The organism is Streptomyces sp. NPDC086147 (assembly GCF_040702165.1).
GTDB lineage: Bacteria > Actinomycetota > Actinomycetes > Streptomycetales > Streptomycetaceae > Streptomyces.
Genome location: NZ_JBFBJO010000003.1, coordinates 500,371 through 522,896, shown reverse-complemented (window position 1 = coordinate 522,896; position 22,526 = coordinate 500,371). Strand labels below are relative to the sequence as shown.

The 22,526-nt window shown below is 73.7% G+C and carries 17 protein-coding genes and 1 pseudogene; 5 read left to right on the top strand and 13 right to left on the bottom strand.

The genetic code is table 11. The annotated features are described in order from the left end of the window. Positions 1–119: 119 nt before the first annotated feature. The 4 genes from AB0398_RS10540 to AB0398_RS10525 all read right to left on the bottom strand — a co-directional run bounded on the left by AB0398_RS10540 (position 120) and on the right by AB0398_RS10525 (position 4,525). The gene (locus AB0398_RS10540) at positions 120–839 is read right to left on the bottom strand and encodes a small secreted protein (protein WP_366373618.1); all 720 of its coding nucleotides are present in this window, start codon (positions 837–839) and stop codon (positions 120–122) included. Positions 840–1,001: 162 nt separating this feature from the next. After that, positions 1,002–3,362: a sodium-translocating pyrophosphatase gene (locus tag AB0398_RS10535; protein ID WP_366373616.1), complete on the bottom strand. Its 2,361-nt coding sequence runs from the start codon at positions 3,360–3,362 to the stop codon at positions 1,002–1,004. Between the two features lie 335 nt (positions 3,363–3,697). After that, positions 3,698–4,156, bottom strand: a complete 459-nt coding sequence (locus AB0398_RS10530; protein WP_366373614.1) for an ATP-binding protein — start codon at positions 4,154–4,156, stop codon at positions 3,698–3,700. A gap of 15 nt (positions 4,157–4,171) precedes the next feature. Continuing rightward, positions 4,172–4,525 (bottom strand): STAS domain-containing protein, encoded by a 354-nt coding sequence (locus AB0398_RS10525; protein WP_030205962.1) that lies wholly within the window; start codon positions 4,523–4,525, stop codon positions 4,172–4,174. 80 nt (positions 4,526–4,605) lie between these two features. Here AB0398_RS10525 and AB0398_RS10520 point away from each other — a divergent pair, with 80 nt between their 5' ends. Continuing rightward, the gene (locus tag AB0398_RS10520) at positions 4,606–7,239 is read left to right on the top strand and encodes a DEAD/DEAH box helicase (RefSeq protein WP_366373612.1); all 2,634 of its coding nucleotides are present in this window, start codon (positions 4,606–4,608) and stop codon (positions 7,237–7,239) included. 40 nt (positions 7,240–7,279) lie between these two features. Here the strand turns inward: AB0398_RS10520 and AB0398_RS10515 are convergent. The 7 genes and pseudogenes from AB0398_RS10515 to ssd form a co-directional block, all read right to left on the bottom strand. Further along, positions 7,280–7,585: pseudogene (locus AB0398_RS10515) on the bottom strand (Rv3654c family TadE-like protein); the annotation flags it as partial. Further along, positions 7,582–8,010 (bottom strand): TadE family type IV pilus minor pilin, encoded by a 429-nt coding sequence (locus AB0398_RS10510; protein ID WP_366373610.1) that lies wholly within the window; start codon positions 8,008–8,010, stop codon positions 7,582–7,584. The gene AB0398_RS10510 and the pseudogene AB0398_RS10515, both read right to left, overlap by 4 nt. A 1-nt stretch (position 8,011) precedes the next feature. Next, positions 8,012–8,245: a DUF4244 domain-containing protein gene (locus AB0398_RS10505; RefSeq protein WP_366373737.1), complete on the bottom strand. Its 234-nt coding sequence runs from the start codon at positions 8,243–8,245 to the stop codon at positions 8,012–8,014. Between the two features lie 150 nt (positions 8,246–8,395). After that, complete coding sequence (locus tag AB0398_RS10500; protein ID WP_366373608.1) at positions 8,396–9,172, bottom strand: type II secretion system F family protein; 777 nt, start codon at positions 9,170–9,172, stop codon at positions 8,396–8,398. Continuing rightward, complete coding sequence (locus tag AB0398_RS10495; RefSeq protein WP_366373606.1) at positions 9,172–10,050, bottom strand: type II secretion system F family protein; 879 nt, start codon at positions 10,048–10,050, stop codon at positions 9,172–9,174. Before AB0398_RS10495 ends, AB0398_RS10500 begins: the two co-directional genes overlap by 1 nt. Beyond that, positions 10,047–11,222, bottom strand: coding sequence for a TadA family conjugal transfer-associated ATPase (locus AB0398_RS10490; RefSeq protein WP_366373604.1), 1,176 nt, complete (start codon positions 11,220–11,222; stop codon positions 10,047–10,049). Before AB0398_RS10490 ends, AB0398_RS10495 begins: the two co-directional genes overlap by 4 nt. Beyond that, positions 11,219–12,319 (bottom strand): septum site-determining protein Ssd, encoded by a 1,101-nt coding sequence (gene ssd, locus AB0398_RS10485; protein WP_366373602.1) that lies wholly within the window; start codon positions 12,317–12,319, stop codon positions 11,219–11,221. Before ssd ends, AB0398_RS10490 begins: the two co-directional genes overlap by 4 nt. A gap of 627 nt (positions 12,320–12,946) precedes the next feature. On the opposite strand from ssd, the gene AB0398_RS10480 reads away from it, so the two are divergent. Then, on the top strand, positions 12,947–13,816 hold the full coding sequence (locus tag AB0398_RS10480) for an HAD-IB family hydrolase (RefSeq protein WP_366373600.1): 870 nt from the start codon (positions 12,947–12,949) through the stop codon (positions 13,814–13,816). A 325-nt stretch (positions 13,817–14,141) separates the two neighbouring features. Here AB0398_RS10480 and AB0398_RS10475 read toward each other — a convergent pair whose 3' ends face one another. Beyond that, a complete protein-coding gene (locus AB0398_RS10475; RefSeq protein WP_366373598.1) occupies positions 14,142–14,960 on the bottom strand; it encodes an oxidoreductase in 819 nt (272 codons plus the stop codon). Positions 14,961–15,062: 102 nt separating this feature from the next. On the opposite strand from AB0398_RS10475, the gene AB0398_RS10470 reads away from it, so the two are divergent. Then, positions 15,063–16,037, top strand: a complete 975-nt coding sequence (locus AB0398_RS10470) for an ATP-binding protein (RefSeq protein WP_366373596.1) — start codon at positions 15,063–15,065, stop codon at positions 16,035–16,037. A gap of 69 nt (positions 16,038–16,106) precedes the next feature. Here the strand turns inward: AB0398_RS10470 and AB0398_RS10465 are convergent, their stop codons facing one another. Continuing rightward, positions 16,107–17,417, bottom strand: a complete 1,311-nt coding sequence (locus tag AB0398_RS10465) for a hypothetical protein (protein WP_366373594.1) — start codon at positions 17,415–17,417, stop codon at positions 16,107–16,109. Positions 17,418–17,734: 317 nt separating this feature from the next. Here AB0398_RS10465 and AB0398_RS10460 point away from each other — a divergent pair, with 317 nt between their 5' ends. Further along, positions 17,735–20,200 (top strand): SulP family inorganic anion transporter, encoded by a 2,466-nt coding sequence (locus AB0398_RS10460; protein ID WP_366373592.1) that lies wholly within the window; start codon positions 17,735–17,737, stop codon positions 20,198–20,200. Positions 20,201–20,522: 322 nt separating this feature from the next. Next, entirely contained in the window at positions 20,523–22,478 is a 1,956-nt protein-coding gene (gene acs / locus AB0398_RS10455; RefSeq protein WP_366373590.1) for an acetate--CoA ligase, read from the top strand. The last annotated feature ends 48 nt before the right edge of the window (positions 22,479–22,526 follow it).

Sequence of the window (22,526 nt, the reverse complement as noted above, 5' to 3'; positions counted from 1 at the left end):
ACCGACATCGGCCGCCACCGACATCGGGGCGGTCGGTCCGTGGGCGGCCGTCCGATCGCCTCCCGCCGGCCTTCCGGGGCACCGGGCCCCGGGCGGACGGCGGGAGGACCGCAGGAGGCCTACTCTCCGCTCTTCTCGGCGGCCGTGGTCTTCTCGGCCGGCTTCGCGGACGCCCTCGCGGACGCCTTGTCGTCCGACTGCGCGGACGCCTTCCCGGTGGGCTCGGCGGCGCCGCCCGCGTCCGCGGTGGAGCCGGCGCCCGGGGCGGCGGAGCCCGAGGACTTCGGCGGGGTCGAGGCGGTGGGCTTCTGGCAGCCGGGCTGCTTGGCCATCGCCTTGCCGAGTTCGCCCTCCTCCAGCTTGGCGAGGGCGTTCTGGTCCATCTTCTCGATCCTGGTCAGCCCGTTGGCGACGTTCTGGAGGCCGTCCGCGAACTTCTGCTGGTTCGACGGGTCCAGGGCGTCGACCTGCTTCTTGAGCCCCTCGTAGGCCACCGCGGTCTCGTTGAGCTCCTTGATCGCGTCCTGCTTGATCTTCTCGCCGTTGTCCACGGGCGGGGCGCCGGCGCTCTCGACGGCCTTCGCGAGGGCACGGTCGGCGTTGGCGATGTCCTGGAACGCCTTCGAGTCCGCGGCCTGGATCTCGGCGGGCTTGCTGTCGGCCGCCGTCGAGATGATGATCTGGTGGGCGTCGGCCCGCTTCTGGATCTGGGGCTTGGCCTGGTCGCAGAACGTCTTCGCCCAGTCGTCCACCTTGTTGCCCTCGTCTTCGCTGCAACCCGACAGCGCGAGCACCAGTACCGCGCCGCCGGACAGTGCGGCCGCAAGCTTCTTGTTCACCGGTTCGGTCCCTTCCAAGGCTCTCGGCCCCGGAACATACACGCCGAACGGGCTACTTCCACCTTTCGTACGACTGATTCATCCGCTATTGAAGCCTTTTGAACCAAGGGAGAGACCGCTCACGTCTCCTCCGCCGTCTCCCTGGGCGAGACGGATCCCGCGTCAGGAGACCTCCACCGAGCGCCTCTTGGAGAGGAGCACGGCGGCGACCACGACGAGCAGCGCGACCGCGGCGACGGCCGCCCGTACCCAGGCGTTCGCGTCGTCCCCGTGGCCGAACCGCACGATCGCGGGGGCGATGAGGAGCGCGACCAGGTTCATCACCTTCAGGAGCGGGTTGATCGACGGTCCCGCCGTGTCCTTGAACGGGTCGCCGACGGTGTCCCCGATGACGGTCGCCGCGTGCGCCTCGCTGCCCTTGCCGCCGTGGTTCCCGTCCTCGACCAGCTTCTTCGCGTTGTCCCAGGCGCCACCGGAGTTGGCGAGGAAGACCGCCATCAGCGCCCCCGTCCCGATCGCCCCGGCGAGGTACGCGCCGAGCGGGCCGACGCCGAGCGCGAAGCCCACCGCGATCGGGGCCGTCACGGCGAGCAGTCCGGGCGTGGCGAGTTCACGCAGCGCGTCCTTGGTGCAGATGTCGACGACCCGTCCGTACTCCGGCTTCTCGGTGAAGTCCATGATCCCGGGGTGCTCGCGGAACTGTCGCCGCACCTCGTACACCACCGATCCCGCCGACCGGGACACGGCGTTGATCGCGAGGCCCGAGAAGAGGAAGACGACCGAGGAGCCGAGGATCAGGCCGAAGAGGTTGTTGGGCTGCGAGATGTCCATCGAGAGCGTCAGGCCGCCCGCCTCGGCGCCGACGTCGGCGACCGCGGTCGAGATGGCGTCCCGGTACGAGCCGAAGAGCGCGGCGGCGGCCAGGACGGCGGTGGCGATGGCGATGCCCTTGGTGATGGCCTTGGTCGTGTTGCCGACGGCGTCCAGGTCGGTCAGGACCCGCGCCCCCGCGCCCTCGACGTCCCCGGACATCTCCGCGATGCCCTGGGCGTTGTCCGCGACCGGGCCGAAGGTGTCCATGGCGACGATCACGCCGACGGTGGTGAGCAGGCCCGTCCCGGCGAGCGCGACCGCGAAGAGCGCCAGCATGATCGAGGTACCGCCGAGCAGGAACGCCCCGTACACGGTGAGCCCGATCAGGAGCGCCGTGTAGACGGCGGACTCCATGCCGAGGGCCACGCCCGCGAGGACGACGGTCGCGGGGCCGGTGAGCGAGGACTTCCCGATGTCCCGTACGGGCCGCCGGCTCGTCTCGGTGAAGTAGCCGGTGAGCTGCTGGATGAGCGCGGCGAGGACGATGCCGAGGGCGACGGCGACCAGGGCGAGGACGCGCGGGTCGCCCCCGTGGCCGGGGATTCCCGGCTCGGTGACGCCCTCCAGGTCGGCGTAGGAGGACGGCAGGTAGGTGAAGGCGGCGACGGCGACGAGCCCGAGCGAGATCACCGCCGAGACGAGGAAGCCCCGGTTGATCGCGCTCATCCCGCCGCGGTCGGTCCGCCGGGGCGAGACGGCGAGGACGCCGATCACGGCGGTGACCACGCCGATCGCGGGCACGATCAGCGGAAAGGCGAGGCCGTGGTCGCCGAAGGCCGCCTTGCCGAGGATGAGCGCGGCGACGAGGGTGACGGCGTACGACTCGAAGAGGTCGGCCGCCATGCCGGCGCAGTCGCCGACGTTGTCCCCCACGTTGTCGGCGATGGTGGCGGCGTTGCGCGGATCGTCCTCGGGGATGCCCTGCTCGACCTTGCCGACCAGGTCGGCGCCGACGTCGGCGGCCTTGGTGAAGATGCCGCCGCCCACGCGCATGAACATGGCGATGAGCGCCGCGCCGAGCCCGAACCCCTCCAGGACCTTGGGCGCGTCGGCGGCGTAGACGAGGACGACGCAGGCGACGCCGAGCAGCCCGAGGCCGACGGTGCACATGCCGACGACCCCGCCCGTGCGGAAGGCGATCCGCATGGCCCGGTGCGCGACCTCGGCCGGGTCCTTCTCCGGTTCGCCCGGCGCCGGGGCGGCGTCCCTGGCCGCCGCGGCGACCCGGACGTTCGCCCGTACGGCGAGCCGCATGCCGATGTACCCGGTGACCGCCGAGAACAACGCCCCGACCAGGAAGAACAGGGACCGTCCGGCGCGCTGCGACCAGGTGTCGGCCGGCAGCGCGAAGAGCAGGAGGAACACGGCGGCGGCGAAGAGGGCGAGGGTCCGCAGCTGCCGCGCGAGGTAGGCGTTGGCCCCCTCCTGCACGGCGGCGGCGATCTCCCGCATCCTCTCGGTGCCCTCGCCGGCCGCGAGCACCCGGCGGGCGAAGAACCACGCGACGACCAGCGCGGCGAGGGCGACGGCCGCGACGACGACCACGATCACCCGGTTCCCACTGGTGAGCACCGCCGCGGCGAGGGAAGCCGGGTCCGCGGGGCCCGTGGGGAGGGAGGCGGGGCCCGTGGCGAGGGAAGCCGGATCCATGGGGAGGGAGGCGGGGCCCATGGGCAAGGAAACAGGGCCCGTGGAGAGGGAAACGGGGTCCATGGGGAGGAGAGCCGGGTCCGGGGCGAGGGAAGCGGGGTCCGTGGGGGCGGATCGGTCCATGGGGACGGATCATAGGGAGACGAACCGGTGCATACGGGGACCCGGAAGCCCCCCGCGCGGATGCACCAATCACGGCCGCCCCGCCCGGGACCGGGCACACCGGGGCACGAACCGGGCACAGCGGAGTACGAGAAGAGGCCCCGCAGGACGGGGCCTCTTCTCGTACTGCCGCTACCGCCGCTGCCGCCGCGTCCTGCGGGTCCGGGCGCGTCTCAGGACAGGACGCCCGCCGGGCTCACCGGCCAGGTCATGCGGAGGGTGCCGCCGTCGGTGCCGGCGCTCACCTCGACGTCGTCGACGAGCCCGCGGATCACCGCGAGACCCATCTCGTCCTCGCCGTCGGCGTCGTCGAAGTCCTCGACCGGGGCCTCGGCGCGCGCGCCGGGAACCCCGACGGCATCGGCCGCCGCCACCCCCGCGCCCGGCACCTCGTCGCCGACCTCGATGGAGAAGGACTTCTCCTCCTCGGTCAGGACGACCCGGATGGGGGTCGTGACGTCGTTGCTGCGGTGCAGCCCGACGGCACGGGAACACGCCTCGCCGACGGCGAGGCGCACCTCGTCGAGGACCGCCTCGTCCACCCCCGCCCGGCGCGCCACCGCGGCCGCCACCAGGCGGGCCGTGCGGACGTGCTCGGGCTGGGCGCTGAAGCGGAGTTCAACGGTGGCCATGCGAACCCCCTGGGCTCAGTCGACGGCGTTGACGGCCTCGTCGACCGAGGTGTGGATCGGGAACACCTTGGTAAGGCCCGTGATCCGGAAAATCTTGAGAATGCGCTCCTGGTTGCAGACGAGGCGCAGGGAGCCCTCGTGGGCACGCACGCGCTTCAGGCCGCCGACGAGCACACCGAGGCCGGTGGAGTCGAGGAAGTCCACGCTCTCCATATCGACGACCAGGTGGTAGCTGCCGTCGTTCACCAACTCGACCAACTGCTCGCGCAGCTTGGGCGCGGTATACACATCAATCTCGCCACCGACCTCGACGACCGTACGGTCACCACCAGCGCCGGTCACATTGCGAGTCGACAGGGACAGGTCCACGGATCCTCCAGCACCTTGCTATCGGGCGATCGTTCTCCCGGGGCTCCCGGACGGGGCCGAGGAACGGATCGCCAGCCGCGATGGCATTCAATCACTTACCCACAGCCATGCACGACGCCTTGGAAGCATTGTCCGTCATGGCAGTGACACACTCGATGCCGATGGCCAAGAATCACCGCCCCAGTCGTCCCGCCGGGGACAAGGGCAGCCGCCCCTCTCCCGGCATGGTCCTCGACCGACTCTCCTCGGGCGAGAGCCGAGCCGCGCGCATCACTCATACGGAGCACATGCCCGCCCGGGCGGGTCGTCATGCGGTCTGGCCGCACCGCATCCGTCCGGAGGTGATCTCGGCGATCCAGGAGGCCGGGATCGAGCATCCGTGGGCCCATCAGGCACAGGCCGCCGAGCACGCCCTCGACGGCGAGTCCGTGGTGATCGCCACCGGTACCGCCTCGGGCAAGTCGCTCGCCTACCTCGCCCCGGTCCTCACCACCCTCCTGGACGGCTCCGAGGCCCCCAACGGGCGCGGGGCCACCGCCCTCTACCTCGCCCCCACCAAGGCCCTCGCCGCCGACCAGCGGCGCGCCGTGCGGGAACTGTCCGCCCCGCTCGGCAACCGGATCCGCCCCGCCCTCTACGACGGCGACACGCCGGTCGAGGAGCGCGAGTGGGTCCACCAGTACGCGAACCTCGTCCTGACCAACCCCGACATGCTGCACCGGGGCGTCCTGCCCTCCCACCCCCGGTGGTCCTCCTTCCTGCGCGCCCTGCGCTACGTCGTGATCGACGAGTGCCACACCTACCGGGGCGTCTTCGGCTCCCACGTCGCCCAGGTGCTGCGGCGCCTGCGCCGGATCTGCGCCCGGTACGGCTCCGAGCCGGTCTTCCTCCTCGCCTCGGCCACCTCCGCCGACCCCGCCCGGGCCGCCGGCCGCCTCACCGGCCTGCCGGTCACCGAGGTCTCCGACGACGCCTCCCCGCGCGGCGAGCTGGTCTTCGCGCTGTGGGAGCCGCCGCTGACCGAGCTGCACGGGGAGCGCGGCGCGCCCGTCCGCCGCACGGCCACCGCCGAGACCGCCGACCTGCTGACCGACCTGACCCGGCAGGGCGTCCGCTCGGTCGCCTTCGTGCGGTCCCGGCGCGGCGCCGAGCTGATCTCGGTGATCGCCCAGGAACGCCTCGCCGAGACCGACCGCGCCCTGGCCCGCCGCGTCGCCGCCTACCGCGGCGGTTACCTGCCCGAGGAGCGCCGCGCCCTGGAGCGGTCCCTGCACTCCGGGGAGCTCCTGGGCCTGGCCGCCACGACCGCCCTGGAGCTGGGCGTGGACGTCTCCGGCCTGGACGCCGTCCTGATCGCCGGATACCCGGGCACCCGGGCCTCCCTGTGGCAGCAGGCGGGCCGCGCCGGCCGCTCGGGCGAGGGCGCCCTCGCGATCATGGTCGCCCGGGACGACCCGCTGGACACCTTCCTGGTCCACCACCCGGAGGCGATCTTCGAACAGCCGGTCGAGTCGACCGTCCTGGACCCCGACAACCCCTACGTCCTCGCCCCCCACCTGTGCGCCGCGGCGGCGGAGCTGCCGCTGACCGAACCCGACCTGGCCCTCTTCGGCCCGGCCGTCCCCGACCTGCTCCCCCAGCTGGAGACGGCCGGCCTGCTGCGCCGCCGTTCCACCGGCTGGTACTGGACCCGCCGCGAGCGGGCTGCGGACCTCACCGACATCCGGGGCGGCGGCGGCAGCCCCGTGCGGATCGTGGAGGCCGGCACCGGCCGCCTCCTCGGCACGGTCGACGAGGCCGCCTCCCACACCTCCGTCCACGAGGGCGCCGTCCACCTCCACCAGGGCCGCACCTACCTGGTCAGGGAGCTCGACCTGAAGGACTCCGTGGCCCTCGTGGAGGAGGCCGTCCCGCCGTACTCCACCACCGCCCGCGACACCACCTCCCTCTCCGTCCTCGACACCGACACCGAGATCCCCTGGGGAGCCGGCCGCCTCTGCTACGGCTCCGTCGAGGTCACCAACCAGGTCGTCTCCTTCCTCCGCCGCCGTCTCATCACGGGCGAGGTGCTCGGCGAGACCAAGCTCGACCTGCCGCCCCGCACCCTGCGCACCCGCGCCGTCTGGTGGACGGTCACCGAGGACCAGCTCGACGCCGCCCGGATCAACCCGGAGATCCTCGGCGGCGCCCTGCACGCCGCCGAACACGCCTCCATCGGCATGCTGCCGCTCTTCGCCACCTGCGACCGCTGGGACATCGGCGGCGTCTCCGTACCGCTCCACCCCGACACCCTGCTGCCCACCGTCTTCGTGTACGACGGCCACCCGGGCGGCGCGGGCTTCGCCGAGCGGGCCTTCCACACCGCCCGCGCCTGGCTGACGGCCACCCGGGAGGCCATCGCCTCCTGCGAGTGCGAGGCGGGCTGCCCCTCCTGCATCCAGTCCCCGAAGTGCGGTAACGGCAACGACCCCCTCCACAAGCGCGGCGCGGTCCGCCTCCTCACGGAACTCCTCCGCGAGGCGCCGGAGGAGCGGGAGGTGCCTGCGCGCTCGGAGGTGCCTGCCCGCTCGGAGGCGCCTGCGAGTTCGGAGGCGGTACCGGCCGACCAGGCGGGCCCTGCAGACCCTGTGGATTCGACAGACCCTGCGGACCCGACGAACCCTGCGGACCCGACAGGCCCGGCGGGAGCCCCGGGGGCCCCGCCCGCGACCTGACCTCCGGCCGGTACGGGCCCCGCACCACCCGCGCGGCCACCTCGGCCAGATCGCCCCGCACCGCGCACCGCACCAGCTCGGCGCCCTGCGCGCCGGCCACCCGGGATGCGGCGGCGCACGCCTCGGCCTCGCCCCACAGGGCCCGGTCGGCGGCGGCGAGGACGGCCAGGTCGGCGGCCCCGCCGGCTCGGTGCCGGGCCGCCACCGCCTGGCCGAGGGCGAGCACCACCCCGAACACCACGCACAGCGCACAGGCCGCGAACGCCGTCCACACGGTCGCCACACCCCGGTCGCCCCGGTCGCCCCGGTCCCCCCGGCGGCCGGGGCGGCGACGCCCGGCCGTCATGGCGGGTCCCCGAGCCCCAGGTCCCCGTCCGTCGCACCCTCCGCGGGAACCCCGGCGCCCTCCCCGAGGAACTCGGTGTCCTCCGCGAGGGCCGCCGCGTCCGCCCGCAGGGTGAGGCCCAGGCTGCGGGGGCCGGGGGCCGCCGCCTCCACCGTCACCCGCCACAGCTCGCCCGAGCGCGTCACCGACACCCGGGCGCCCTCGGGCGCCGCGGTCCTCGCGGCAGCCTCCGCGGCGGCCACCGGCTCCGAACGGGCCGCCGCCCGCGCCCCCGCCCGCGCCGCGTCCACGCACCGGATCTGCGCGGCGGCCGCGACCAGCGCCCAGAGCAGGGTCATCGCGAACAGCGCCAGGACGGGCAGGACCATCGCCGCCTCCACGGTCGCGAAGCCCCGGTCGGAACGACGCGTCCCAGAACGACGCATGTCAGAACGACGCATCGAGCGCCTTCCCGATCATCGACTCCAGCGCTCCCGAGACCGTCCCGCTGGTCAAGACCTTGTAGAGCACTGCGGCGAACGCCGCCGCCGCGATCGTCCCCACCGCGTACTCGGACGTGCTCATCCCCTCGTCGCGACGCGCGGCCTCCCGCCGCGCCCGCCACCATCCGCCGACCCGCTCCTTGAGCGTCGCCGCCACCACTGCCGCCGTAACCGCCATGTCGTTCTCCTCGTCGTGTTCCGTCATGCCGTGTCCCGGCATGACGTGTCTGGTCGTGTCGTGCCTTGTCGCGCTGTGTCTCGCGTCGTACGTGTCTCGTCGTGCGTGCCTCGCTGTACGTGCCTCGCTGTACGTGTCTCGTCGGCGTTCTCACGCGTGCAGCAGGCCCGTCGCGAGGCCGATCACCACCGGGGCCACGCCCACCGCCAGGAAGGCCGGCAGGAAGCAGAGCCCCACGGGTGCGCTGATCAGGACCTGGGCCCGGCGTGCCCCGGCCGCCGCCGTACGGGCACGGGCCGCTCGCAGGGCCGTCGCGTACCGGGCCACGGCCTCCGCCGAGGGCGCTCCCGAGGAACCGGACCGCTCCAGGCAGCGGGCGAGCCCGGCGGCGCCCGGTATGGCGCCGAACCTCCGCCACACCTCGGCCGGTTCGCCGCCGAGGCGCAGTTCGGCCGCCGTACGGGTCAGGCGCTCGCCGAGCGGGCCGCCCAGCGACCGGCCCACCGCCTCCGCCGCCTCTCCGGGCCCGGCTCCCGAGGCGGCACAGGCCGCCAACAGGTCGGCCGCGAGCGGCAGATGCCGTACCGCTTCCTCCTCGTCGCCGTCCGGGTAGGACGGCGCCCGGCGGCCGGGGATCCGCCCTCGCACCCAGCAGGCCACCAGGACTCCCGCGCCCAGGCCGGCGATCCCGCCGAGGAGTACCCAGCCGAGGCCGACCGCCACGGCCGGCACCGCCCAGAGCCCCACCCACGGCGGCAGCCCCGACCGGGCCTTCCGGGGTGTCGCGGCGGGCGTCCCGAGGAGGTTCCGCGCCCGCCTCCGCGTCCGGCGCGCCCACAGCTCGCGCAGCACCTCGCGGACGCCTTGCGCGCACAGGCACACCGCCGCCGTCAGGAGCGCCCCCGTCTGAAGAACGTCCAGCGGCATCACGCCCGCTCCCCTCCTCGTACGATCCGCGCGGCCCACCAGAGGCCGGCCGCCTCCAGGGCCCCGCCGACGGCCAGGCAGCCCAGGCCGGCCGGGGTGTGGAGCAGCACCCGTAACGGGTCGGCTCCGAGGGCCGTGCCGAGGGCGAGTCCCGCCGCCGGGAGCAGCGCGAGGACGGTGACCGTGGCCCAGGCCCCGGCCAGTTCGGCCCGCAGCCGCTCCCGCTGCTCGTGGTGGCCCCGCAGGGAGGCCTCCAGCCGGTCCAGTCCGGCGGCCAGGCCCGCTCCCCCGTCGACGGCCACCTGCCAGCAGGCCGCCATGCCCGCGAGGCCGTCGGCGCCGTCCTGCCGGGACGCCCTCCGCAGGGCCTCCGGCACGTCCCCGCCGAACCGGGCCGCCGCGAGCACCCGCGCTTCCTCGCCGCCCAGGGCGCCGGTCTCCCGGGCGGCGAAGGACAGCGCCTGCGCGGGCTGCCAGCCGGCCCGCAGCTCCCCGACGACCGCCCCGCACAGGGCCGCGACCCGCTCGGCCCGCGTCTCCTCCTCCTTCCGCCGCCCGGCGGCCCGCAGCCGCCGCCGGACCAGGGGCACCGCGAGCGCCCCCGCCACCAGCGGCAGCGGCGACTCCCCGAGCAGCGCGACGGCCCCCGCCACCGGCAGGCACAGCCACGCGCGCCGTCCCCGCAGCAGGGCCCGCCCGCGCTCGACCACCACCGCCCACGCACCGGCGCCGGATCCCTCGGGCGGGCCGCCCGCGAGCACGGCCCGCGCCCGGCCGGCCCCGCGCCGCCGCTCGACCGCCCACCACAGGGCGAGCCCCGCGCAGAGCGCCGCCACGCCCCGCGCCGCGTCCCGTACCGCTTCCGGATCCGCCGTCACCACGTTCCTCCTCCGATCAGCGTCCTCAACCGCTCCCAGCCCCGCTCCCGTTCGAACCCGGACGCGCCCCACCGCAGCGCGGGAACCGTCCGCACCAGCCCCTCCCGGTCGCGCTCCAGGACGTGGACCTCGGCGATCCGCCGCCGCCCGCCCCGGTCCCGCACGAGGTGCAGCACGACGGAGAGCCCGGCGCCCAACTGGCTGTGCAGGGCGGCCCGGTCGAGCCCGGCCGCCGTCCCCAGGGCTTCGAGCCGGGCCGGTACGTCCGCCGCCGTGTTGGCGTGCACCGTTCCGCAGCCCCCTTCGTGGCCCGTGTTGAGGGCCGCGAGGAGGTCCACGGCCTCCCCGCCGCGCACCTCGCCGACCACCAGCCGGTCGGGCCGCATCCGCAGCGCCTGCCGGACCAGGTCCCGCAGGGTGACGAGCCCGGCGCCCTCCTGGTTGGCGGGCCTCGCCTCCAGGCGCACCACGTGCGGGTGGTCGGGCCGCAGCTCCGCCGAGTCCTCGGCGAGCACGATCCGTTCCCGCTCCCCCACCAGGCCGAGCAGGGAGGCGAGGAGCGTGGTCTTGCCCGTGCCCGTGCCGCCGCTGACGAGGTACGAGACCCGGGCGTCGATCAGGGCCCGCAGGACCGGGGCGCCGCCGGGCGGCACCGTGCCCGCCTCGGCCAGCTCGTCCAGGGAGAAGGCGCGCGGGCGCACCACCCGCAGCGAGAGGCAGGTCGAGCCGACCGCCACCGGCGGCAGCACCGCGTGCATGCGGGTGCCGTCGGGGAGCCGGGCGTCCACCCAGGGGCGGGCGTCGTCGAGCCTGCGTCCGGCGACGGCCGCGAGCCGCTGTGCGAGCCTGCGGACGGCGGCGGCGTCGGGGAAGGACACCGGCGCCCGTTCGAGTCCGGTGCCCCGGTCCACCCACACCCGGTCGGGGGCGGAGACCAGGACGTCGGTGACCGCCGGGTCGGCGAGCAGGGGTTCGAGGGGGCCGGTGCCGATCAGTTCGCACCGCAGCTCCTCGGCCGCCCCGAGCACCTCCGCGTCGCCGAGCAGCCGTCCCTGGGCCCGCAGCGCCGCCGCGACCCTGGCCGGGGTGGGCTCGGCCCCGCTGGCCGCGAGCCGCTGCCGCACGGCGTCGAGCAGGCCCGTGCCGCCGCCTCCGTCCCAGGCCCCGGTCACGCCGCACCGCCGGGCGTGAGCGCGCGCTCCCAGAAGGCGGCGCAGAACCGGCCGAGCGGCCCCCGGGGCTCGGCGCCCGGTGGGAGCCCCGCGTCCTGGTCGGCCACGATCCCCGGGTCGTAGGGCAGTTCACCGACGAGCGGCAGCCGCAGCGCGTCGGCGACCCACCGCTCGTCGAGCCCCGTCGCGTACGGCCCGCGCACCACGGCCCGCAGGTCGCGCACGGCGGCCCCTAGGGCCGAGGCCACCCGGTGGGCCGCCGCGACGGCCCTCAACTCCCCGGGCACGACGAGTAGTCCGAGGTCGAGCTGGGCCAGGGCCTCGGCGGTCGGCCGGTCGCCCCCGCGCGGCAGGTCGACCACGACGACCCCGCCCCGGCGGCGGGCGGCGGCGAGCACGGACCGCACGGCCTCGGGCGGCACCGGCGGCGCGGGCTCCCTGCCCCAGCTGAGCACCCGGACCCCCCGCACCGACGGCAGGGACTCCTCCAGGGCGCCGCCCGCCAGGCGGCCCTTCGAGGCGGCGAAGTCGGGCCACCGCCTGCCCTCCTCGCGCTCGCCGCCGAGCAGCACGTCGAGCCCGCCGCCCAGCGGGTCGCCGTCGACGAGGAGGGTGCGCCGCCCGGTCCTGGCGGCGGCGAGGGCGAGTCCGCAGGCCAGGGTGGAGGCCCCCGCGCCCCCGCGCCCGCCGACGACGCCGACGGTCAGCGCCTGCCGGTCCACCCCCTCGGCCGCGTCGGCGATGCGGTCCACGAGGAGGCCCTCGGCGTCCGGGAGCCGCAGCACGCACTCCGCGCCGATCTCCACGGCGAGCCGCCACACCTCCGGATCGTCCCGGTCGCGCCCGACGAGGACGGTCCCCGGCCGGCGCACCGCTCCCCGGCAGCGGGCGGCGACGTCGTCGCCGACCAGGACGAGTGGCGGGTCCGTCCAGCTCGCCCGCCGCTCGGGCACCCGGTGGTGCACCTCGGGGTCGACCCCGGCCGCCGCGCACAGCCGAAGGAGGTCGTCGAGCAGCCCGAGGTCCTCGGTGACGATCAGAGGCCCGGCCCGCCGCACCTCGTCCACGTCCCGCGCCTCCGAGCCGGAAATCTCCACCCGCCCCGGACCGGGTCCCTTCGAACCGGCTTCCTTCGAACCGACTCCTCGCGAACCGGCTCCCCGCCGACCGCCTCCTCGCGGTCCCACTCCCCCAGGGCCGGCGTCCCGCGCCCCGGCTCCTCCCGGCAACGTGCCCCGGACCGTGCTCCCGGTCCCGGAAGTCCTGGATGCTTCCACGGCGCACCCCTCTCGTGATTCCCGCCGTCGCGAACTTCGCGACAGGAATCACCGTGGGGCCGCCCGGGAAATCGTGGGGATCCCACCGAAAAACTGTGGATAAGGGCGAGCCTGTGAATAACCGGGCCACCCCTCCGGAGACTGCCCGGAGCGCATCCCAGCGGTTACTCTGAGTGAGCAATCAAGAGCACGACAGTCCGATGTCCGGCCGGTGGCCGAGGGGCGAAGAGGGGGGAGCGGGCGATGTCACTCAGACCCGAAACGGCTCCGGACATGCGACGACCCCCGCCGGGGGGGAGAGCGGGGGTCGTCTCTCCGGCCGACTCGGGGGGGGAGGAGCCGGACCGGGGTAGCACGGTCGCGAACGATCCGTGACTTCCATGGTGTACCCGAGAGGCTTCTCAGGCAAACCCACGCGCCCCAGCGTACGCCGAATGGCGGGCACCTATGCTCGGGCTCGTGGAAAACCACTCCTTGCCGCGCACAGCCGCCTTCTTTGACCTGGACAAGACGGTCATTGCGAAGTCCTCGACGCTGACCTTCAGCAAGTCCTTCTACCGGGGCGGGCTGATCAGCCGCCGTGCCGCCCTGCGGACGGCCTACATCCAGTTCGTCTTCATGGTGGGCGGGGCCGATCACGACCAGATGGAGCGGATGCGCGAATACCTTTCCGCGCTCTGCAAAGGCTGGAACGTCGCCCAGGTGAAGGAGCTCGTCGCCGAGACCCTTCACGACCTGATCGACCCGATCATCTACGACGAAGCCGCCTCCCTCATCGAGGCCCACCACGCCGCCGGCCGGGACGTCGTCATCGTCTCGACCTCCGGTGCCGAGGTGGTCGAGCCGATCGGCGAGATGCTCGGGGCCGACCGGGTCGTCGCCACCCGGATGGTGGTCGGCGAGGACGGCTGCTTCACCGGGGAGGTGGAGTACTACGCCTACGGGCCGACGAAGGCCGAGGCCGTCCGGGAGCTCGCGAAGTCGGAGGGCTACGACCTCTCGCGCTGCTACGCGTACAGCGACTCGGCGACCGACATCCCCATGCTGGAGGCCGTCGGCCACCCGCACGCGGTCAACCCCGACCGGACGCTGCGCCGCGAGGCCGTCGCCCGGGAGTGGCCCGTCCTCTCCTTCGAGAAGCCGGTCCGTCTCAAGCAGCGGCTGCCCGAGTTCCGGATGCCGCCCCGGCCCGCGCTCGTCGCCGCGGCGGCCGTGGGCGCGGCCGCCGTCGGGGCCGGGATCGTCTGGTACGCCGCCCGGCGTCGGCAGGCGGCTCTCACCGCCCCTCGGACCGCCGTCGACTTTGCCCGAATTTGAGTGAAACCCCAAGAAGTGGAACCAGCACTTTCGCTTCCACCCCAAGAGGAGTAGAAAGGAATCAGGCCCGCGAGACCTGGGACATCCGAGAGGATCACCTGTTGAGCATGAAGGCCCCACGGACCTAGCACGAAAGCCAGGTACCCACGCGACGTCGACCCGTCGATTACGGGCCAGCCGCACCAGGCCACGGGCAAAGTTCCCGGCCTGATGGGCACATATCGAGGACGCTTGGTAACTGGGTGGACGTGCCAGCGGCGGTACCGAACAGGTACCGCCGCAACCCTTTTCAGGCCCCGGAGCCGGAGCGTCTCCGCCCCGGCCCTCAGGCCGCGCCGCGCTGGAGCGCCTCGCAGACGGCCGTCGACTCCCGGACCCCCAGTTCGACCGAGCGCCCGCAGTGCGCGATCCAGCCGCCCACGCCCTCCGGGGTCCCCGACAGATAGCCCTCGAACGCGGCGAGGTACGCGGCCCGGCCCTGCTCCGCGTGGCCGACCTCGGCCGGGCAGACCGCCTTGGGGTCGAGACCGCTGCCGACGAGCGCGATCCGCTCGGCCGCCCGCGCGACCAGTCCGTTGTACGAGGTGAAGGCGCGCAGCGCGAGCAGTTCGCCGTGCACCACGGCGGCCGTCACGAGCGCCGGGGCCCCGCTGCCCGCGACGATCAGTTCCGCGAGGCCGTCGAGCCGTCCGGCGACCTCGGCGGGCGTCGGCGCCGGGCCCTCGATCAGCGGCTCGTCGACCCGCTCGCCGTCCAGCCGGGGCCGCCCGACCGAATCCTCCGGGTCGCCCGCGGCGACCAGGTGGAGGCGGGCGAGCACGCGCAGCGGCGACTGGCGCCAGATGGAGAGGAGCTGTCCGGCCTCGGCGCCCAGGCGCAGGGCGGCGCCGACCGTGCGGGCCTCGGGGTCGGTGCTGAAGTCGGTGCGCCGGCGGACCTCTTCCAGGGCCCAGTCGGCGCCGGACAGGGCGGCCGAACCGCGCGCGCCGCGCAGGGCCGCCTCGGAGGAGATCTCGTTGCTGCGGCGGCGCATCACGCGGTGGCCGTAGACCCGGTCGACGGCCTTGCGTACGGAGTCCACCGCGTCGGCGACGCCCGGCAGGGAGCCGAGCGCGGCCAGGGGGTCAGAGGCGTGCGTACTCATAGGTAGGGAGGCTACGCGCCCGGCGGCCCCGCCCCACGATGGAGTGGTCTTCTTCACGCAACCCGGCCACGCAAGGCGATCGTGCGGCTACCCTAGGTGAACATGAAGATCGCTTTCGTCGGGAAGGGCGGCAGCGGCAAGACCACGCTGTCCTCGCTCTTCATCCGCCACCTCGCCGCCAACGAAGCTCCGGTCGTCGCCGTCGACGCGGACATCAACCAGCACCTGGGCGCCGCCCTCGGCCTGTCCGAGACGGAGGCCGCCGAGCTGCCCGCGATGGGCTCGCACCTGCCGCTCATCAAGGAGTACCTGCGGGGCACCAACCCGCGGATCGCCTCCGCCGACACCATGATCAAGACGACACCGCCCGGGGAGGGCTCCCGGCTGCTGCGGGTCCGCGAGGACAATCCGGTGTACGAGGCGTGCGCGCGCCCGGTCCGGCTCGACGACGGCGAGGTCCGGCTGATGGCCACCGGCCCCTTCACGGAGTCGGACCTCGGGGTCGCCTGCTACCACTCGAAGGTCGGTGCGGTGGAGCTCTGCCTCAACCACCTGGTCGACGGCCCCGACGAGTACGTGGTCGTCGACATGACGGCCGGCTCGGACTCCTTCGCCTCCGGCCTCTTCACCCGCTTCGACATGACCTTCCTGGTCGCGGAGCCGACCCGCAAGGGGGTCTCGGTCTACCGCCAGTACAAGGAGTACGCGCGGGACTTCGGGGTCGCGCTCAAGGTCGTCGGCAACAAGGTGCAGGGTCCGGACGACCTCGACTTCCTGCGCGAGGAGGTCGGGGAGGACCTGCTCGTGACGGTGGGCCACTCGGACTGGGTCCGCGCCATGGAGAAGGGCCGCCCGTCCCGCTTCGAGCTCCTGGAGGCGGAGAACCGCATGTCGCTCCAGGCCCTCCAGGACGCGGCGGACGACTCGTACGCCCACCGCGACTGGGAGCGGTACACGCGGCAGATGGTCCACTTCCACCTGCGGAACGCGGAGAGCTGGGGCAACGCCAAGACCGGGGCGGACCTGGCGGCGCAGGTCGACCCCGGTTTCGTGCTCGGCGAGCCGCTGGCGGTGTAGCGGCCGGCGGCTCCCGCCGGATCCCCGGGCGGGCCGTCCGGCCCGCCGCGGGATCGGCCCACCGCGGAATCAGCCCGCCGCGGGAGCGTCGGCGCCCACCGGCTTGGCGCCCGCCGGCTTCGCGGCGGCCGGCGAGGAGAGGAAGTCCTTCCAGCCGGTCGCCGGGGCCTCGCCGACCTTCAGGGTGCGCATCTTGGCGACGACGTCGGGGTCCTGGGCGTCGAGCCAGTCGGCGAGCTGGCGGAAGGAGACGCACTTGACGTCCTTCTGCACGCAGACGGTGGCGATGGTCTCCTCGATGGCCCGCATGTACGTGCCGCCGTTCCAGGACTCGAAGTGGTTGCCGATGATCAGCGGCGCGCGGTTGCCCCGGTAGGAGCGCTCGAAGGCCTGCACCAGGCCGTCCCGCATCTGGTCGCCCCAGTACCGGTGCTGGGCGGGGTCGCCCTGGGTGGTGCCGGGGGACTGGTTGACCAGGAAGTTGTAGTCCATGGACAGCGTCTGGAAGGCGCGGCCGGGGACGGGCACGAGCTGCAGCGACAGGTCCCAGAGGCCCAGGTCCTTCTTGGGCCAGATCTGGTCGTTGACGCCGCTGGTGTCGTAGCGGAAGCCCATCTGCGCCGCCGCCTGGACGAAGTTCTTCCGGCCCTCCAGGCAGGGGGTGCGGGCGCCGACGAGTTCCTTGTCGTAGTCGAAGGGCAGCGGCTGCTCGGTGCGCAGCCCCGCGTTCGTCTTCCAGGTCTTGACGAAGGACTTGGCCTGGTTGATCTCGCTCTTCCACTCCTCGACGGACCAGGTGCCGACGCCGCCGTCGGGGCCGCAGAAGTGCCCGTTGAAGTGGGTGCCGATCTCGTTGCCGTCCTGCCAGGCCCCGCGGAGTTCGCGGACGGTGGCGCGGATGCCCTCGGTGTCGTTGAAGCCGATGTCGGAGCGGCCGGCGCTGTGCTGGGGCGGCTCGTAGAGGTTCCGCTTCTCCTCGGGCAGCAGGTACACGCCGCTGAGGAAGTACGTCATGGTGGCGTCGTACTTCTTGCCCACCTGGCGGAAGTGGGAGAACAGCTTCTGGCTGTCCTCGCCCGCGCCGTCCCACGAGAAGACCACGAACTGCGGCGGGGTCTCCCCCGGCTTGAGGCGCTGCCAGGCGGGCTGCTTCGGCTGGACGCCGGTGAAGGCGGTCGAGCCGTCGCCGATCAGCCGGGGCACCGTCTGCGGGGCCGCGGCCGGGCCCTTCTTGGCGCCCGGGCCACCGCCCGGCGTGCCCTTCGTGGCGTCCCCGTCGAAGCCCGAACAGCCGGCGACGCCGGTGATCAGGGCGACGGTGAGCGCGCCCGCGGCGAGCGCTCTCCTCTGGACAGTGGTCCTTCTCCCGGCGGCAGTCATCCGCCCACCTCTCCTCGGTTCCGTGCGAGCGGCGTCAACGTCGCACCACAACCACAGATGAGATGAAGCGACAAGCTGATAAATGCGTGTTCATCACCAGAACAGGTGAACCACTGCACCATTTGCCCGGAAAGTACTGCCAGAGTCTTTACTCTCCATTACGATCCATTTACCGAGCGTTGATGATTTCTTCGAAGGGTCTCGCGTCGAGAGACCCCTAGCGCACATCCCGCCGCTGTACGCCGTGACCCACGGCCGCGAGCCCCACGTTCGTCCCGCACGAGCCGCGACCGCGCCGCCCCGGAGGAGACGGGAACATGACCCTCTGCACCCCTGACCGCACGACCACCCGACCCCGCGTCCAGCGGCCGCACAGCCCTCCGGAGGGGCCACGCCGCTTCCGCGTCGCCGGCGTCGACGTGTCCGCGTCGATCGCCGTCTTCCTGATCGCGCTGCCGCTCTCGCTCGGCATCGCGCTCGCCACTGGAGCCCCGCTCCAGGCCGGACTGGTCGCCGCCGCCGTCGGCGGCCTCGTCGCCGGCCGCTTCGGCGGCTCCCCGCTCCAGGTGAGCGGCCCCGCCGCCGGCCTCACCGTCGTGACCGCCGAGCTCATCCGGCTCTACGGCTGGCGCACCACCTGCGCCATCACCGTCCTCGCCGGCCTCGCCCAACTCGGCCTGTCCGCCCTGCGCGTGGCCCGCTCCGCGCTCGCCGTCTCGCCCGCGATCGTGCACGGCATGCTGGGCGGCATCGGCGTCACCATCGCCCTCGCCCAACTGCACATCGTGCTCGGCGGCACCCCCCAGAGTTCCGCCGTGGACAACGCGCTCGGCCTGCCCGCCCAGTTGGCGCACGTCCAGCCGGCCGCGTTCGCCATCAGCGCGCTCACCGTGGCCGCCCTGCTCTGCTGGCCGCGCCTGCCGGGCCGCGCCGGGAGACTCCTGCGCAAGGCCCCGGCCGCGCTCGTCGCGGTGGCGGGCGCGACGGCGGTGGCGGTGCTCGCCGGGCTCGCCGTGCCCCGCGTCGACCTGCCGTCCTGGAGCAGCCACGCCCTGCCAGGACTGCCCGAGGGCCCCGTCCTCGGCATCGCCGCCGGCGTGCTCACGATCACCCTCGTCACCAGCGTGCAGTCGCTGCTCTCCGCCGTCGCGGTCGACAAGCTCGTCGCCGCCCGCCCGGACCACGGCCTGGGCATCCCGCGCACCGCCCTCGACCGCGAACTCGCCGGCCAGGGCATGGCGAACGTGGTCTCCGGCGCGCTCGGCGGCCTGCCGGTCGCCGGGGTCGCGGTCCGCAGCGTCGCCAACGTCTCTGCGGGCGCGGTGAGTCGCGCCTCCACCATGCTGCACGGCCTGTGGATCGTGCTCGCGGCCCTGCTGCTCGTGCCCGTGCTCGACCTGATCCCGCTGCCCGCCCTCGCCGCCCTCGTGATGGTGGTCGGCATCCAGATGGTCAGCATCACCCACATCCGTACGGTCACCCGCCACCGCGAGGCCGTCGTCTACGCGGTGACGCTGACCGGAGTCGTCCTCATCGGAATCCTGGAGGGCGTGGCCCTCGGCATCGGCGTGGCCGTCGCGGTCGCGCTGCACCGGCTCACCCGCACCCGGATCACCCACGAGGAGCGCGACGGACGCCACCTGCTGCACGTCCGGGGCCAGCTGACCTTCCTCGCGGTGCCCCGGCTGAGCCGGGCGCTGCACCAACTGCCGCAGGGCTCCGACGTGGTGGTGGATCTGGACGGGTCCTTCATGGACCACGCGGCGTACGAGACGCTGAGCGACTGGACGGCCGGGCACCTCGCCCACGGCGGCAAGGTCGAGACGACCGGACCCTCCGGCGCCCGGATCGCCGAGCCCTCCCCCGGCGCGGCCCCGCACTCCTGCTGCCGCCCCTGGACCCCCTGGCACAACCACCAGTGCGGAGAGCCGCCGGCCGAGCCGGCCGGGGCCGACGGGACGGGCGTGGACCGGCCCGCGCCGGGGCTGAAGCTGGCGAGCGGCATCGGCAAGTTCCAGCGGAACACCGCCCCGCTCGTCCGGGACGAGCTCGCCCGGCTCGCCCGGGAGGGCCAGCGCCCCTCGCAGCTCTTCCTGACCTGCGCCGACTCCCGCCTGGTCACCAGCATGATCACGTCGAGCGGCCCCGGCGACCTCTTCACCGTACGCAACGTCGGCAACCTCGTCCCGCTCCCCGGCGAGGAGAGCGGGGACGACTCGGTGGCGGCCGCGATCGAGTACGCCGTGGAGGTGCTGCGGGTCGAGTCGATCACCGTCTGCGGCCACTCCGGCTGCGGCGCGATGCAGGCCCTGATGAACGCCGGTCCGGACGATCCGCCGTCCCCGCTCCGCCGCTGGCTCCGGCACGGCCGGCCCAGCCTGGAGCGGATGGCGAGCAGACGCCACGCCTGGGCCCGGATCGCGGGACGCCTGCCGGCCGACGCGGTCGAGCAGCTCTGCCTGACCAACGTCGTCCAGCAGCTGGAGCACCTGCGGGCGTACGAGCCGGTGGCGCGCCGGCTCGCCGACGGCAGCCTCACGCTGCACGGGATGTACTTCCACGTGGGCGAGGCGCAGGCGTACCTGCTCGACGGCGCGGACGAGCCGCACGGCCACGACGCCTACGACGACGTCTTCACCCGGGTCATGCCGACCGCCCTGTCGGTCGCCGAACCCGAACCCGAACCCGGGTCCGGTCCGGTGACCGACGGCCCGGAATCCGCCCCGGAGCCCGAACCGACGTCCGAGCGCCCGTCCCGACGGGAGACAGCGCACGCCTCCTGAACGGACGCCCCCGAGCAGACGTCCCTGAGCAGATGCCCTGAGCGGACGCCCCGAACGCACACCCCCGGAGCGCGCATCCCGATCGCGCGCGCCCTCTCCCGACCCCTCACCCCGGGGCGCACGCGCCCTGAACCGTCGGGGCCGTCCGTCCGTGAGACTGTGTGGCCCCTTCTCCCACCGCTCGGGAGAAGGGGCCACCCGCATCGAGCCGCCCACAGGTCTAAACCAATTGCCCGGATGCTCTTGTCACCCGGGCATCTGACTGATGAGGTATGACGCGGGACACATACGCACAGAGGACGCCCTGGGAAAGGGAGATGTCGTGAGCAACGAAAGCCTGGCCAATCTGCTTCGCGAGGAGCGCCGCTTCGCGCCCCCCGCCGAGCTGGCGGCGGACGCCAATGTGACGGCGGAGGCGTACGAGCAGGCCAAGGCGGACCGGCTGGGCTTCTGGGCCGAGCAGGCCAAGCGGCTGACCTGGGCCACCGAGCCGACCGAGACCCTGGACTGGTCGAACCCGCCGTTCGCCAAGTGGTTCGCGGACGGCGAGCTGAACGTGGCGTACAACTGCGTCGACCGGCACGTCGAGGCCGGGCACGGCGACCGGGTCGCCATCCACTTCGAGGGCGAGCCGGGCGACAGCCGCGCGATCACCTACGCCGAGCTCAAGGACGAGGTCTCCAAGGCGGCCAACGCGCTGACCGAGCTGGGCGTCCGCAAGGGCGACCGGGTCGCCGTCTACCTGCCGATGATCCCCGAGGCGGCCGTCACGATGCTGGCCTGCGCCCGCGTCGGCGCCGCCCACTCGGTGGTCTTCGGCGGCTTCTCGGCCGACGCCGTGGCCTCCCGCATCCAGGACGCCGACGCCAAGCTGGTCGTGACCGCCGACGGCGGCTACCGGCGCGGCAAGCCGAGCGCCCTCAAGCCGGCCATCGACGAGGCCGTCGCCAAGTGTCCGCAGGTCGAGCACGTCCTCGTGGTCCGCCGTACGGGTCAGGACACCGCCTTCACCGAGGGCCGCGACGTGTGGTGGGACGACATCGTCGCCCGCCAGTCCGCCGAGCACACCCCGGAGGCGTTCGACGCGGAGCACCCGCTCTTCATCCTCTACACCTCGGGCACCACCGGGAAGCCGAAGGGCATCCTGCACACCTCCGGCGGCTACCTCACCCAGGCCGCCTACACCCACCACGCCGTCTTCGACCTCAAGCCGGAGAGCGACGTCTACTGGTGCACCGCCGACATCGGCTGGGTCACCGGGCACTCGTACATCGTCTACGGCCCACTGGCCAACGGCGCGACGCAGGTCATGTACGAGGGCACCCCGGACACCCCGCACCAGGGCCGGTTCTGGGAGATCGTGCAGAAGTACGGCGTCACGATCCTCTACACGGCGCCGACCGCGATCCGCACGTTCATGAAGTGGGGCGACGACATCCCCGCGAAGTTCGACCTGTCGAGCCTGCGGGTCCTCGGCTCGGTCGGCGAGCCGATCAACCCCGAGGCCTGGGTCTGGTACCGCGAGCACATCGGCGCCGGCAAGACCCCGATCGTGGACACCTGGTGGCAGACCGAGACCGGCGCGATGATGATCTCGCCACTGCCGGGCGTCACCGAGACCAAGCCGGGCTCCGCCCAGCGCCCGCTGCCGGGCATCTCCGCCACCGTCGTGGACGACGAGGCCAACGAGGTGCCGAACGGCGGGGGCGGCTACCTGGTCCTCACCGAGCCGTGGCCGTCGATGCTCCGCACCATCTGGGGCGACGACCAGCGCTACATCGACACGTACTGGTCCCGTTTCGAGGGCAAGTACTTCGCGGGCGACGGCGCCAAGAAGGACGAGGACGGCGACATCTGGCTGCTCGGCCGGGTCGACGACGTCATGCTCGTCTCGGGCCACAACATCTCGACGACCGAGGTCGAGTCGGCCCTCGTCTCCCACCCGGCCGTCGCCGAGGCGGCCGTCGTCGGCGCCGCCGACGAGACGACCGGTCAGGCGATCGTCGCCTTCGTGATCCTGCGCGGCACGGCCAGCCAGGACGAGGGCCTCGTCGCCGAGCTGCGCGACCACGTGGGCGCGACCCTCGGCCCGATCGCCAAGCCGAAGCGGGTCCTGCCGGTGGCGGAGCTGCCCAAGACCCGTTCGGGCAAGATCATGCGCCGTCTGCTGCGCGACGTCGCGGAGAACCGGGAGCTGGGCGACGTCACCACGCTGACCGACTCCTCGGTCATGTCGCTCATCCAGACCCAGCTGCCGGCCGCCTCCAGCGAGGACTGAGCCGCAGCCGGTACGACGCGGCGCCCGCCCCGGAAGGCACCGACCGGG